A 1531-nucleotide genomic window follows, 5' to 3' on the forward strand; every position below is an offset into this window, starting at 1 on the left:
AATTTCCTGAAAGCTTCATCGATTGTCGGCGCGCTCTCTATCGGCTTATCCGTACCAGGCTTATGGCTGTATCGCAAACGCCCACGCGTCTAGCGCGGTAATTTCTTAGCACCTCGCAGAGGGGGAATCTCCCCCTCATCTGCTGCTCTCCTGGTTCTCTGTGTTACTATAAAAGCAGTCCCTTCTCGGTTGTTGTTCAGTTTTGAGAAACATTATGCCCTGCAAAATTTTGACGCCGGACGTCATCAGCATTGACGCCTTACTACACGATCACCACGCGGTACTGGCAAAGTCTGCGGGTGGTGCCGTAGCGGTATTCGCCAACAATGCGCCAGCGTTTTACGCGCTGACGCCTGCGCGACTGGCTCAGTTGTTGGCGCTTGAAGAGAAGCTGTCACGTCCAGGAAGCGATGTGACGTTGGATGCGCAATTTTATGAAGAGCCGCAAGCTGCGCCCGTGGCCGTGCCAATGGGGAAATTTGCGATGTACGCTGACTGGCAACCCGATGCCGACTTTCAGCGCCAGGCCGCTCTGTGGGGCGTGGCGTTAAGAGAACCGGTCACCGCCGAGGAACTGGCCTCATTCGTCGCCTACTGGCAGGCCGAAGGCAAAGTCTTTCACCATATTCAGTGGCAGCAAAAACTGGCGCGTAGCGTCCAGATTGGCCGGGCCAGCAATGGCGGAATGCCAAAGCGCGATGTGAACAGTGTCAGCGAACCTGACAGCCATATTCCACCAGGTTTTAGAGGATAACGATGAAAAACGTTGGCGATCTGATGAAACGTCTGCAAAAAATGATGCCGCCCAATGTCGAGCCTGCCTTTAAAACGGGCGAAGAGCTACTGGCATGGCAAAAAGAGCAAGGTGAAATTCGTGCCGCAGCGCTGGCCCGCGAAAACCGGGCCATGAAAATGCAGCGCACATTCAACCGCTCCGGTATCCGTCCGCTGCACCAAAACTGTTCATTCGATAACTATCGGGTGGAATGCGAAGGTCAGATGAACGCCCTGAGCAAAGCCCGCCAGTACGTTGATGAGTTTGACGGCAACATCGCCAGCTTTATTTTCTCGGGCAAACCCGGCACCGGCAAAAACCATCTGGCGGCAGCTATCTGCAACGAACTGCTGCTCCGCGGTAAGTCGGTACTGATCATTACCGTGGCTGATATCATGTCGGCGATGAAAGAAACCTTCAGTAACCGTGAAACCAGCGAAGAACAGTTGCTCAACGATCTTAGCAATGTAGATCTGCTGGTGATCGATGAGATCGGCATGCAGACCGAATCCCGCTATGAAAAAGTGATCATCAATCAGATCGTCGATCGCCGATCGTCCTCAAAACGCCCGACCGGTATGTTAACCAACAGCAATATGGATGAAATGAACAAACTGCTGGGTGAGCGCGTGATGGATCGCATGCGTCTCGGTAACAGCCTGTGGGTGATTTTTAACTGGGACAGCTACCGTAGCCGGGTAACAGGAAAAGAGTATTAACGTATTAGGACCACTCCTAAAGCTGCCAGCGCTATAC

General features: G+C 53.1%; 2 protein-coding genes and 1 pseudogene. All 3 read left to right on the forward strand.

From position 1 onward, the window contains the following. Positions 1 to 93, forward strand: a pseudogene (locus KQJ18_RS24795) (hypothetical protein); the annotation flags it as partial. A 121-nt stretch (positions 94 to 214) separates the two neighbouring features. After that, the gene (gene dnaT, locus KQJ18_RS23960; RefSeq protein WP_150344625.1) at positions 215 to 754 is read left to right on the forward strand and encodes a primosomal protein DnaT; all 540 of its coding nucleotides are present in this window, start codon (positions 215 to 217) and stop codon (positions 752 to 754) included. 2 nt (positions 755 to 756) lie between these two features. Further along, positions 757 to 1494, forward strand: a complete 738-nt coding sequence (dnaC, locus tag KQJ18_RS23965; protein ID WP_038636979.1) for a DNA replication protein DnaC — start codon at positions 757 to 759, stop codon at positions 1492 to 1494. Positions 1495 to 1531 lie beyond the last annotated feature (37 nt).

Origin of the sequence: Citrobacter sp. S55_ASV_140, assembly GCF_018919505.1 — a bacterium.
Classification (GTDB): Bacteria; Pseudomonadota; Gammaproteobacteria; order Enterobacterales; family Enterobacteriaceae; genus Citrobacter; species Citrobacter werkmanii.

Coding starts and splice junctions, on each gene's coding strand:
- dnaT (WP_150344625.1), top strand. CDS start 215: ATGCCCTGCAAAATTTTGACGCCGGACGTCATCAGCATTGACGCCTTA.
- dnaC (WP_038636979.1), top strand. CDS start 757: ATGAAAAACGTTGGCGATCTGATGAAACGTCTGCAAAAAATGATGCCG.